Below are 11,466 nucleotides of genomic sequence, written 5' to 3'. Positions count from 1 at the left end.
AAGACTGGCTCGGATATGCCTCTCATGTTACCGACCGAGTCCGCCACGGCCCGGAGCATCGTCGGGGTGGCGGACGAACTGCTCGGCGCCGTGCGCGGGGCGGGGCCCAGCCGGCTGCGTTCCGGGGTGCTCGTGCTCGTCGACGGTCTCGGGGCGATCCCGCTCCGCGCGCACGCCGGTCACGCCCGATCGCTCACCGCCGGGATGTCCAGACGCGATGTCGCCGTGTCCGTGTTCCCTTCGACGACGGCGGCGGCGCTCACAAGCATCCTCACCGGCGCCTGGCCGGGTGAGCACGGCCTCGTCGGCTACCGGGTTCTCGACCGCGACCGCGACGTCCTCGTGAACCAGCTCACCGACTGGGAGAGCGCGGGCATCGATCCGCTCACGTGGCAGCCGAGGCCGACCGTCTTCGAACGCGCGTCAGCGGACGGACATCCGGCGTTCGCGCTCGGCGTCGCCGCCTACGCGCAGAGCGGGTTCACCCGTGCGACCCTGCGCGGTGCCGCGTTCGTCGCAGAGCAGACCGCCGCAGATCGGGTGCGGGCCGCCTACACGCTGGCCGCCGAGAACGACGGCGCTTTCGTCTACTGCTATCTCCCCGAGGTCGACAAAGCAGGACACCGCTACGGCATCGATTCCGGCGAGTGGGTCGCCGCGCTCGAGGAGATCGACGCAGCACTTTCGATCGCGGTGCCGGACGGCGTCGGTGTCGTGATCACCGCCGACCACGGGATGCTGGACGTCCCGGCGCACCGTCAGATCGTGTTCGACGAGACGGACGGCGTGCGGGAGATGGTGCGGCATTTCGGGGGAGAACCGCGGATGCTGCACCTGTATCTGCACCCCGGAGTGGACGCCGATCACGCCGCCGCCTCCTGGCGGCGCGCCACAGAGGGCATCGCCGATGTGGCAACGCGGAGTGAGGCGCTGGCCTCCGGACTGTTCGGTCCGCGAACGACATCCGCCGCCTCTGAACGGGTCGGGGACCTGGTCGTGGCGGCGCGCGGCAACAGAGCCCTCTACGACGGCACAGCGGCGGATCAGCGCGGCAGGGGCATGATCGGCCAGCACGGCTCGCTCACGCCGGAGGAGAGGCTGGTCCCGCTGATCATGCGCGGCGCGCTGGCGCGCTGACGAGGCCCGGAGCGCGGGGACAGCCTCGCGGACGAGATCCGCTCACTCGTCCGAGCGTGCTCCGAAGACGATCTCATCCCAAGAGGGCATCGCGTTGCGGCGACGCTTGCGTCCGGACGGCTCCGAGGGGGCAGGCGAAGACGGATCCGGCTCCGGGGCCTCGTCCTTCTCGGCATACCCGGGCTCGAGGGCGTCGAAGAGCGCGATCGGACTGTTCGCGGTGGTCTGCTCCGGCTCTTCCTCGTCGAGCGGAGCGGCTTCGCGCTGGCCGCGGCGCCTCCGGAGCGCCTCCAGGAGGTCGGCGGTCTCGGCGCTCGTCGTGCTCTCCTCGGGTGCGCGCTTGATCGCCGCGTGCTGGGCGGCCGTCGGTGCGCGATCCGCGACCGGCGGCTCCTCGAGATCCGCTTCTGGGTCGGCGAGGGGCCTCAGGCCGAACGCGCCGGAGTCGAAACGCGTCTCGTCCTTGTACGGCGATGCCGGGCGGTCCGCCTCGACGGCGCGCAGGCGGGGGATGAGCCCGTCGGGCAGCGAGCCCTGGCGGGAGAGCTGCGTCGCATCGGAGTTCAGCGGCGCGAGAGTGCTGCGCCTCGGGTCGAACGTCCACCGTGCGTCGTGGTCGATCTCGTTGGCGGTGAACTCGAGCTTGACCACCCAGCCGGAGTCGTCCTTCCAACTGGCCCAACGCTCGCCGACGGCCGCGACCTCCGCGAGTTTCGCCCTGATGGCGGTGCCGAAGGTGGGCTGCGCATCCGGCTCGACCTCGCTGCCGATCAGCACGGGCACGGCGAGAGCCTGCCCGACGACATGCTCCCGTTCGGCGAGGACGGGGCCCTCGAACCGGGTGACGACGGCGAGATCCACGCCGAGCAGTTCGGCGACCTCTGCAGCGGTGAGACCGGATCTGATGTGCGCCTGGATCTCCTTGGGGCTCGCTGCGAGCCGAGGTGCGGACTCGGTCTTGTGCGCCCCCGCCCGGCGGATCTCCGCGCGCAGCAGGTCGTCAATGGGCAGCGCGAAGCGCTCACCGGATTCGGTGGCGAGCACGAGGACACCGGATTCGGTGCCGACGATCGTGACGTTTTCCATGCGAAAGCCCCTCTGGTGGGTTTCTGCCATGGTGTCACGCGAGGGGCGCGGAAGCCGGGAATAGTACTGGCGTGCCGTGAGTTTGATGGGGTGCGGCGAACGGCATTTGCGAAATGCCGTCGAGTCGTGCAAACTATGGCCGCCGCTTACCCGACGGCCCACCACCCACTAGCACCATGAAAGTGGAGATTCACCGCATGGCAACCGATTACGACGCACCTCGAAAGAGCGAAGACGACTCCGAGTCGATCGAAGCCCTGAAGGAGCGTGTGCCGGACAAGCTCTCCGGTTCCACGGGGGACGAGGACTCCGACAACCCGTCGAGCTTCGACCTCCCTGGTGCCGACCTCTCCGATCTCGAACTGGACGTCGTCGTGCTGCCGGCTCAGCAGGATGAATTCACCTGCATGAGCTGCTTCCTCGTGAAGCACCGTTCGCAGCTCGACCACGAGGGGCCGGAAGGCCCGATCTGCAAGGAGTGCGCCGCCTGAGCGCCTTCGCGTACGTCACGCGCCCCGACCCGAGAGGTCCGGGGCGCGTCGTCGTCTTCGGCTGCTGCTCCGCCGATCCGGAGCGCGTCACGCTCCGCTGACGGGCGGTCTTCAGGCCTTGGCTGCCCTGATCGCCGCGGCCAGCCGGTCCGGCGTCCGTGTGGAGATCGTCCACGAGGAGATCGGATCATCCGGGTCGGTGTTGGGCACGATGACGAGCCCGTCGATGCCGCCGCGGATGAGATGCCAGCCGCTCGCCGCGAGTCCCGGTCCTCGTGCCTGCCGAGCATCCTCACCTGTGAGCGCGACCGGCTCGCCCAGCCAGCGCGCATCGATGTGTGCGCGCCCGGCCCGCAGCACGTCGCCCTCGAGCGAGACCACCGGGCAGGCGAAGACGAGCAGGGCGATCACCGCGACCGCCGCGGCGATCCCGATGGCCAGGGCGAAGGCGGAGCCGACCGGGGTGAGGGTGAGCGAGATCATCGGCGCGATCACGGCCGCGGACGCGAGCACCCACAGGCTCGGCGTGAGACGCTCGCGATAGCGCGGGCGTGCGGGGGGAACGGTGTTCTGCATTAGCCTCGTGGGGTGAGCGATTCGATCGACCTACCCATTATCGCCCCTGTGGTGCCGCACTACGCCCACCCCGGAGATGCGGGAGCGGATCTCGTATCGGCGGAGGCCGTGCATCTCGAGCCCGGCGAGCGCGCCCTCGTCGCGACGGGCGTGCGCATCGCTCTCCCCGAGGGGTACGCCGCCTTCGTCGTCCCCCGCAGCGGCCTCGCCGCCAAGCACGGCATCTCCATCGTCAACGCCCCCGGCACTGTCGACGCCGGATATCGGGGGGAGATCAAGGTCAGCCTGATCAACACCGACACCAAGAGCGCGTACGATGTCGCCGTCGGCGATCGCATCGCCCAGCTGATCATCATGCCGGTGACCCGCGCCGTGTTCCTCCCCGTGGACGAGCTCCCTGAGAGCGCCAGGGGAGAGGGCGGCTTCGGATCCACCGGCTATCAGTCGGCGGGCGGCGGAATCATCGCCGAAGGGGAGTAGTCATGTCAGAGCAGAACGAACAGCCGACGAAGTCGGCACCCGTCGGACGCGCCGAGGACGGCCCGTTCGATGAGAGCGAGGTCAATCCGGTCCGTCCGTACATCGATCTCGGCGGGATCAAGATCCTGCCGCGCGAGGGGCTGAACCTCCGACTCGAGGTCGAGGAGCAGACCAAGCGCATCGTCGCCGTCGGCCTGGACTACGCCGAATCATCCTTGCAAGTGCAGCCGTTCGCGGCACCGCGTTCCGGCGGTCTGTGGGATGAGACGCGCGTGCAGCTGAAGGATCAGGTGCGGTCGCAGGGCGGACGCGTGGAGGAGCGCGATGGTCCCCTGGGCAAGGAGCTCCTGGCCGAGGTGCCCGCCACGGCTGCGGAGGGCTCCGGTCTCCGGCTCGCTCGCTTCGTCGGCGTCGACGGGCCTCGATGGTTCCTCCGCGGCGTCATCGGCGGCGCGGCGACGAGCGACGTGGATGCCGCGGCGAAGGTGGAGGATCTCTTCCGTTCGCTGGTCGTGGTCCGCGGCGGCGCCCCGATGCCCCCGCGGGATCTCATCCCGCTGAAGATGCCGGCCACGCCGGGTTCGGCGTGAGCGGCGACGCCCAGGGCGAGGGTGCGGACGGGGCATCCGTTCCTGACGAGGCGCCGCAGCCGACGGCGTCTGAGGTGCTCGGCGCCGCGCTCGGCTCCGCCGCGCGCAAAGCAGGCCTGGACCCTGCCGAGTCGTCCAGCACCCAGAAGGTCGTCTGGACGGCCATGGGCGGGTGGCGAGGCATCCTCGAATCGGTGCTGCCGAGCCTTGCGTTCGTCATCCTCTTCACGGTGTCGCCGGAGCCGCTCATCCTCGCTCTGGGCGTGTCGGTCGGCCTTGCCGCCGTCTTCACGATCGTGCGGCTCGCGCAGAAGTCGCCGCCCGCCGCCGCGATCGGCGGGCTCGTCGCAGCGGGCGCCGCTGCGGCGCTCGCGCTGTGGACGGGGCGGGGGGAGGACAATTTCGTCCCGGGATTCATCACCAACGCCGTCTACGGCACCGCCATGATCGTCGCGGCGCTCATCGGCTGGTCCCTCATCGGCCTCGCCGCCGGATTCCTGATGGGCGAGGGAACCCGCTGGCGCGAGGATCGCCGCAAGCGTCGCGCCTTCCTCTGGCTCGGCATCGCCTGGGGCGCGCTCTTCTATGCGCGTCTCGCCGTTCAACTCCCGCTCTACTTCGCCGGGGATGTGACCGCTCTCGGCACGCTGAAACTCGTCATGGGTCTTCCTCTCTTCGCTCCGATGATCGCCGTCACCTGGCTCGTCGTGCGCGCCCTCTACCCGCGCGAGTCGCCGTCCGAATCTGACGCGTGAGCATGGTAGATTTATCTTGACATCAAGATAAATTGCAGGCTTTCGCCCACGGCCGGCACGGAGCAGACTGGTTAGGTCCGCCTTGCTAGCCGACCGGGCTCGATGGCGAGCAAGATGGAGGCGACTGTTGCCTCCATCCGAGTAGAAGGAGACGGAATCGTGTCCACGGTGAACAGCTTCGGTGCCAAGAGCACCCTGACGGTCGGCAGCACCGACTACGAGATCTTCCGCATCGACACCGTCCCCGGTTACGAGAAGCTCCCGTTCAGCCTCAAGGTGCTCCTGGAGAACCTGCTCCGCACCGAGGATGGCGCGAACGTCACGAAGGCGCAGATCGAGGCGCTCGGATCGTGGGATGCCGCGGCCGAGCCGAACACCGAGATCCAGTTCACGCCCGCGCGCGTGGTCATGCAGGACTTCACCGGTGTGCCCTGCATCGTCGACCTCGCCACGATGCGCGAGGCCGTCACGGCCCTCGGCGGCGACGCGAACCGCATCAACCCGCTCTCGCCGGCCGAGATGGTCATCGACCACTCCGTCATCGCCGACCTGTTCGGCTCGGAGAACGCGCTCGAGCGCAACGTCGAGATCGAGTACGAGCGCAACGGCGAGCGCTACCAGTTCCTGCGCTGGGGCCAGACCGCCTTCCAGGACTTCAAGGTCGTCCCGCCCGGAACGGGCATCGTTCACCAGGTGAACATCGAGCACCTCGCCAAGGTCATCTACGACCGCACCAACGGCGGCGTGCTGCAGGCCTACCCCGACACCTGTGTCGGCACCGACTCGCACACCACGATGGTCAACGGTCTGGGCGTGCTCGGCTGGGGCGTCGGCGGCATCGAGGCGGAGGCGGCCATGCTCGGCCAGCCGGTCTCGATGCTCATCCCGCGCGTCGTCGGCTTCAAGCTGACCGGTGAGATCCCCGCCGGCGTCACCGCCACCGACGTCGTCCTCACGATCACCGACATGCTTCGCCAGCACGGTGTCGTCGGCAAGTTCGTGGAATTCTACGGCGCGGGCGTCGCATCCGTCCCGCTGGCCAACCGCGCCACGATCGGCAACATGTCGCCCGAGTTCGGCTCGACGGCGGCGATGTTCCCCATCGACGAGGTCACGACCGACTACCTGCGCCTGACCGGTCGCGACGAGCAGACCATCGCGCTCGTCGAGGCGTACGCGAAGCAGCAGCACCTGTGGCACGACGCCGCCAACGAGCCGGTCTTCAGCGAGTACATGGAGCTCGACCTCGGAACGGTCGTCCCCTCGATCGCCGGTCCGAAACGTCCGCAGGACCGCATCCTCCTCTCCGAGGCGAAGAACCAGTTCGAGCAGGACATCCTCAACTATGCGACGCCCTCGACCTCCGAGGACATCGTGGATCTCGAGTCGAAGCACTCCTTCCCGGCATCCGACCCCGGCATCGTCCCTGGCGAAGAGGACACGAACACGCGTCCGGTGCACATCTCCAGCGGTGTCAAGGGCGCCTCGAAGCCGGTCAAGGTCAAGCCGGCCGCGGGCGAGCCGTACGTGATCGACAACGGCGCGGTGACGCTGGCCGCGATCACGTCCTGCACGAACACCTCGAACCCCTCGGTGATGATCGCCGCCGGTCTCGTCGCCCGCAAGGCGCTGGCCAAGGGTCTGAAGCAGAAGCCGTGGGTCAAGACGACCCTCGGGCCCGGCTCCAAGGTCGTCACCGACTACTACGAGAAGTCCGGTCTCGACAAGGATCTCGAGGGTCTCGGCTTCTACACCGTCGGCTACGGCTGCACGATCTGCATCGGCAACTCCGGTCCGCTGATCGAGGAGGTCTCCACCGCGATCAACGACCACGACCTCGCCGTCACCGCAGTGCTGTCCGGCAACCGCAACTTCGAGGGCCGCATCAGCCCCGACGTGAAGATGAACTACCTGGCGTCCCCGCCGCTCGTGATCGCGTACGCGCTGGCAGGCTCGATGCACTTCGACTTCGAGAACGATGCGCTGGGCACCGACACCGAGGGCAACGACGTCTTCCTGAAGGACATCTGGCCCACGCCGGACGAGGTCCAGGAGATCGTCGACTCGTCGATCTCCCGTGAGCAGTTCATCAAGCAGTACGCCACCGTCTTCGACGGCGACGAGCGCTGGACGAGCCTGCCCACCCCGACGGGCCCGGTCTTCGAGTGGAATGAGGACTCCACCTACGTCCGCAAGGCGCCGTACTTCGACGGCATGACGATGGAGCTGACTCCGGTCACCGACATCACCGGTGCGCGCGTCATGGCGACGCTGGGCGACTCGGTGACCACCGACCACATCAGCCCGGCCGGAAACATCAAGGCCGGCACGCCCGCCGCGCAGTACCTGACCGAGCACGGCGTCGCACAGCGCGACTTCAACTCGTACGGATCGCGTCGCGGAAACCACGAGGTCATGATCCGCGGCACGTTCGCGAACATCCGCCTGAAGAACGCCCTGGTCTCCGCGGTCAACGACGGCGCAGTCGTCGAGGGCGGCTACACCCGCGACTTCACGAAGCCCGAGGGGCCGCAGTCGTACATCTACGACGCCAGCCAGAACTACCAGGCGGCGGGAACCCCGCTGGTGATCTTCGGCGGCAAGGAGTACGGCTCCGGATCGTCCCGCGACTGGGCGGCCAAGGGCACGAGCCTGCTGGGCGTGAAGGCCGTCATCACCGAGAGCTTCGAGCGCATCCACCGCTCCAACCTCATCGGGATGGGCGTCGTTCCTCTGCAGTTCCCGGCCGGTGAGAGCTGGGAGTCGCTGGGCCTGGACGGCACCGAGATCGTCTCGATCACGGGCCTCGAAGAGCTCAACAACGGGACGACTCCCAAGACCGTGCGCGTCACTGCCGCCCCCAGCGAGCACTCGGCAGAGGGCAAGCAGACGATCGAGTTCGACGCGGTCGTCCGTATCGACACCCCCGGTGAGGCGGACTACTACCGCAACGGCGGGATCCTGCAGTACGTGCTGCGCTCGCTCGTCTGATCGGGTCGCGCGCGTGAGGGCCCGGATGCTTCGGCATCCGGGCCCTTCGCAGTCTCGAACAGTAGGATCGAAGATGACTTCAGGAGGTGCGGATGCCTATTCTTCCCGGCATTGCAGGGCCGCGGGATCTCGACGGTCTCAGCTCGGACCAGTTGGCGGAGCTCGCCACGGAGATCCGCGCGTTCCTCGTCGAGAACGTCTCGCGCACCGGCGGGCATCTCGGCCCCAACCTGGGCGTGGTCGAGCTCACCATCGCTCTGCACCGAGTGTTCTCCTCTCCCGATGACCCGATCATCTTCGACACGGGGCACCAGTCGTACGTGCACAAGCTGCTCACGGGGCGTCAGGACTTCTCGGCGCTGCGCGTGCGCGGCGGGCTGGCCGGTTATCCGCAGCGCTCGGAGAGCCCGCACGACGTCGTCGAGTCCTCTCATGCCTCGAGCTCTCTGAGCTGGGCCGATGGGATCTCGCGTGCGCTCTCTGCGACGGGGCGCAGCGACCGACACGTCGTCGCCGTCGTCGGTGATGGCGCGCTCACGGGCGGGATGACCTGGGAGGCGCTCAACAACATCACCGACGACAACGACCGCAACCTCGTCATCGTCGTCAACGACAACGGACGCTCCTACGCTCCGACGATCGGCGGCATGTCCCGCTACCTCAACCGAGTGCGCACCGCCGCGGCGTACAAGGATCTGCACCACCGCTCGGATCGCTTCTTCCGTCTGTTCGGCCCGATGGGTCGTGCGCTGTTCCGCGGTGTCCGTGGCGGCACGCACGGGTTCCTCTCGCGTTTCACGAACAATGAGGCGCTGTATTCCAATCTCGACATCAAGTATCTGGGCCCCGTCGACGGACACGACCTCGACGCACTGATCGAGACGCTCGAGCTCGCCAAGTCGTACGGCGCGCCGGTGATCGTGCACGCGATCACGGAGAAGGGGCGAGGCTATCAGCCGGCCAGGGACGACGAGGCCGATCAGTTCCATGCGGTGAACCGCATCGATCCGACCACAGGAGAGCCGCTGTCCAGCAGCGGACGTGGATGGACGGACGTGTTCTCCGACGCCCTGGTGTCCGCGGGCGAGGCGGACCCGAAGATCATCGCGATCACGGCCGCGATGCTGCGTCCCACCGGGCTCGCCCCGTTCGCCGAGCGCTTCCCCGAGCGCGTCTACGACGTCGGGATCGCGGAGCAGCACGCTGTCGCCTCGGCGGCCGGGCTCGCCTACGGCGGTCTTCATCCGGTTGTGGCCCTGTACGCCACCTTCATGAACCGCGCCTTCGATCAGGTGCTCATGGACGTCGCCCTGCACAAGGCAGGCGTGACCTTCGTGCTTGACCGCTCCGGTGTCACAGGTCCTGATGGGCCGAGTCACCACGGCATGTGGGACCTCGCGATGCTGCAGATCGTCCCGAGCATCCGGATCGCCGCGCCCAGGGACGGCACGCGGCTGCAGGAAGCGCTGGACGAGGCCGTTCGGGTGGATGATGCGCCGACGGTGATCCGGTTCCCGAAGGGCGAGGTGGCAGCAGATCTCCCTGCCGTCGAGCGCTTGGCGGACGGCGTCGATGTGCTCTCGCGCGGTGAGGGGGAGGACGTGCTCCTCATCGGCATCGGTCCGTTCGCCGCCCTCGCGGTCGACGTCGCCGAGCGGCTTCGCGCGCAGGGGATCGGCGCCACGGTCATCGATCCTCGGTGGGCGATCCCCGTGCAGCCGTCCGTCATCGAGCTGGCCGGACGGCATCGTCTCGTCATCACCCTCGAAGACGGGATACGCGTCGGAGGGATCGGCACGCGTGTACGCCAGGTGCTGCGGGAAGCGGGAATCGACACGGCTGTCGACGAGCTCGGGCTTCCCGATGAGTTCATCGATCACGCTTCTCGCGATCAGATCCTCGCTGATGCCGGTCTCACGGCATCCAAGATCGCCCAGGACGTCGTCGCACAGGTCCTCGGCACCCGGATCCCGATCGCCCGCAACGCGGGCGAGACCGGCGCCATCGAGCTTCCGCTGCACGAGAACCGCTGAGCTGCCTCACTGCACGGCGGAGTCCTCGAAGGCTTCGTCCGGGTGCTGCGCTGCCCGTGCCCTCCGAGCCCCACCATGATCCTCGCGCAGCGCCGCCCTGGCGGTGAGCCACCAGCCGAGCGGTATCGCGATCGCAGCGGCGAGGGCGGTGCTCGTGGCCAGGTCGAGCATTCCGTCGGTGATGACCTGCGCCAGCGCGTAGGCCGCCACCGCCATGAGCACACCGAGAGCCATGTACACGACGAGATGGACGACCAGACGGTGCACGCTCCGCAGCGCACGGCCGAGAACCCAGACAAGGGGCACCATCGCCGCCGTGGCGAACGCGGACACGCCCGCGGCGATCATGAGGGCGTAGCCGCTCACGATCGCCACGAACCACATCCCCGAGGCCAAGTCCGATCCGCCGATCGTCAGGAGCCGCAGGAGCAGGCCGAGGGTGAACAGCCCGACGAACAGCCCCCATGCGCGCACCGCGCCGCTGAGGAGCTCATCGCGCGTGAACGCCATCGGCTCCGCCGCGGTGCGCGGCGAGGGCGAGGGCCGGTCCTCCCTGGAAGCGAACGGTGCAGGCTCCATGCTCATGCCGACATGGTAGGAGCAGACGCCTGAGCGTCAGTTGAGCGCGTGCAGGGCGGCGACCGCCTCGGCGGGGTCGCGGTCGGTCGCGCGCAGCGCCTCGGAGAGCAGATAGCCGTCGGTCAACGCGTCGCCGGTGATCATCACGCGCACGATCTCGACGCCGCAGTCCCGCAGCGCCGTCTCCGCGCAGGCGGTGAGAACCTGGACGCCGAGCTCGGCGTTGGCCGGAAGCGTTTCGCCGGGGATGCCGCGGACGACATCGCGCATGGCGGAGCCGACGATGTTCGCGGCGCGTTCGGTCACGTTCACGACGTCCAGTTCGAAGACGCGCAAGGCGCGCCCCGTCGGTACGGGGCGCCATTCGAACGAGGCGTGCACGAGGTGCTGGTGCCCCGCCGAGCCCGTGAGCTGCCTGGCCGGCAGGTCCGTCGCACGGCATCGGACGTCGATGAGCTTGTACCAGTAGAACATCGGGAAGGCGCCGTGGGTGCCTGGCGAGAGCACGACGACCTCGCCTGCGGCGCCCGGCACGCCCCGTGGGCGCCGGATGATCGGCTTGCCGTTGCGGGTGCGGATCGCCGCCCAGCCCTCGTCGATCGTGACGAGGAAGAGCTTCAGCAGTGCAGGGACGACCAGCAGCACGGTGAGGATCGCCGTGCCGGTCTTCAGGAGGCCGGACATACCAGGAACGCTGAAGAACGAGAGGAACGTGTCCATGCGTCCCACTCTGGCCGATACCGGGCGT

General features: G+C 68.4%; 11 protein-coding genes. 7 read left to right on the top strand and 4 right to left on the bottom strand.

Annotated features, from left to right (window positions below; genetic code table 11):
• The first annotated feature begins 15 nt into the window (after window positions 1-15).
• Window positions 16-1,137: an alkaline phosphatase family protein gene (locus ACWGJP_RS11900; protein WP_452329993.1), complete on the top strand. Its 1,122-nt coding sequence runs from the start codon at window positions 16-18 to the stop codon at window positions 1,135-1,137.
• A gap of 42 nt (window positions 1,138-1,179) precedes the next feature.
• On the opposite strand, the gene sepH is transcribed toward ACWGJP_RS11900, so the two are convergent.
• Window positions 1,180-2,223 (bottom strand): septation protein SepH, encoded by a 1,044-nt coding sequence (gene sepH / locus ACWGJP_RS11895; RefSeq protein WP_452329992.1) that lies wholly within the window; start codon window positions 2,221-2,223, stop codon window positions 1,180-1,182.
• Between the two features lie 197 nt (window positions 2,224-2,420).
• Here sepH and ACWGJP_RS11890 point away from each other — a divergent pair, with 197 nt between their 5' ends.
• Window positions 2,421-2,714, top strand: coding sequence for a DUF4193 domain-containing protein (locus tag ACWGJP_RS11890; protein ID WP_429460727.1), 294 nt, complete (start codon window positions 2,421-2,423; stop codon window positions 2,712-2,714).
• Between the two features lie 111 nt (window positions 2,715-2,825).
• On the opposite strand, the gene ACWGJP_RS11885 is transcribed toward ACWGJP_RS11890, so the two are convergent.
• Window positions 2,826-3,290: a DUF3093 family protein gene (locus ACWGJP_RS11885; protein ID WP_452329991.1), complete on the bottom strand. Its 465-nt coding sequence runs from the start codon at window positions 3,288-3,290 to the stop codon at window positions 2,826-2,828.
• A gap of 12 nt (window positions 3,291-3,302) precedes the next feature.
• On the opposite strand from ACWGJP_RS11885, the gene dut reads away from it, so the two are divergent.
• The 5 genes from dut (at window position 3,303) to dxs (ending at window position 10,139) form a co-directional block, all read left to right on the top strand.
• Complete coding sequence (gene dut / locus ACWGJP_RS11880) at window positions 3,303-3,770, top strand: dUTP diphosphatase (RefSeq protein ID WP_452329990.1); 468 nt, start codon at window positions 3,303-3,305, stop codon at window positions 3,768-3,770.
• Between the two features lie 2 nt (window positions 3,771-3,772).
• Window positions 3,773-4,360 carry a DUF3710 domain-containing protein gene (locus ACWGJP_RS11875; RefSeq protein ID WP_452329989.1) on the top strand — a complete coding sequence of 196 codons (588 nt, stop codon included), beginning with the start codon at window positions 3,773-3,775 and terminating at the stop codon, window positions 4,358-4,360.
• Complete coding sequence (locus ACWGJP_RS11870; protein WP_452329988.1) at window positions 4,357-5,115, top strand: DUF3159 domain-containing protein; 759 nt, start codon at window positions 4,357-4,359, stop codon at window positions 5,113-5,115. The genes ACWGJP_RS11875 and ACWGJP_RS11870 overlap by 4 nt, the downstream gene beginning before the upstream one ends.
• Window positions 5,116-5,229: 114 nt before the next feature.
• Window positions 5,230-8,106, top strand: coding sequence for an aconitate hydratase AcnA (acnA, locus tag ACWGJP_RS11865; RefSeq protein WP_452329987.1), 2,877 nt, complete (start codon window positions 5,230-5,232; stop codon window positions 8,104-8,106).
• A gap of 92 nt (window positions 8,107-8,198) precedes the next feature.
• Window positions 8,199-10,139 carry a 1-deoxy-D-xylulose-5-phosphate synthase gene (dxs, locus tag ACWGJP_RS11860; RefSeq protein ID WP_452329986.1) on the top strand — a complete coding sequence of 647 codons (1,941 nt, stop codon included), beginning with the start codon at window positions 8,199-8,201 and terminating at the stop codon, window positions 10,137-10,139.
• Between the two features lie 6 nt (window positions 10,140-10,145).
• Here dxs and ACWGJP_RS11855 read toward each other — a convergent pair whose 3' ends face one another.
• Window positions 10,146-10,724: a hypothetical protein gene (locus ACWGJP_RS11855; protein ID WP_452329985.1), complete on the bottom strand. Its 579-nt coding sequence runs from the start codon at window positions 10,722-10,724 to the stop codon at window positions 10,146-10,148.
• Between the two features lie 30 nt (window positions 10,725-10,754).
• Window positions 10,755-11,438 carry an SPFH domain-containing protein gene (locus ACWGJP_RS11850; protein WP_452329984.1) on the bottom strand — a complete coding sequence of 228 codons (684 nt, stop codon included), beginning with the start codon at window positions 11,436-11,438 and terminating at the stop codon, window positions 10,755-10,757.
• Window positions 11,439-11,466 lie beyond the last annotated feature (28 nt).

Source organism: Microbacterium sp. NPDC055903 (assembly GCF_053615555.1).
Note: the sequence above shows the minus strand (reverse complement) of the source record. Positions and strands in the feature narration are given on the sequence as shown.